The organism is Paenibacillus sp. J45TS6 (assembly GCF_018403285.1).
GTDB lineage: Bacteria > Bacillota > Bacilli > Paenibacillales > Paenibacillaceae > Paenibacillus.
The window spans coordinates 1-374 of sequence record NZ_BOSJ01000081.1; the positions used below are offsets into that span (position 1 = coordinate 1).

General features: G+C 47.1%; 2 rRNA genes. Both read left to right on the top strand.

Annotation, left to right across the window (positions count from 1 at the left end):
* Positions 1-85, top strand: a 23S ribosomal RNA gene (locus KJS58_RS25055); the annotation flags it as partial.
* A gap of 205 nt (positions 86-290) precedes the next feature.
* A 5S ribosomal RNA gene (gene rrf, locus KJS58_RS25060) occupies positions 291-374 on the top strand; the annotation flags it as partial.

Genomic DNA, 374 nt, shown 5'->3' on the forward strand with positions numbered 1-374 from the left:
GAAGACGACGAGGTAGATAGGCTGGGGGTGGAAGTGCAGCAATGCATGGAGCTGACCAGTACTAATCGGTCGAGGGCTTATCCTAAAAGCTTTCTGAAGGAAAGCTACTTCGAAAGCATATGCTATATAAATCGCAAAGATTGTTTCGTATCTAGTTTTCAGGGAGCAAATCCTTGAGGAAAACTAAACGCTTGTTTCTTGATTCACACTTCGGTGTTGAACCCAAGCAAACGCGAAGAGTTTATAGATTTTCCGAAGATTTTCGAGAAGCGTAAGCTGAGAAAATCCTGTTTGGTGGCGATAGCGGAGGGGTTCCACACGTACCCATCCCGAACACGACCGTTAAGCCCTCCAGCGCCGATGGTACTTGGACC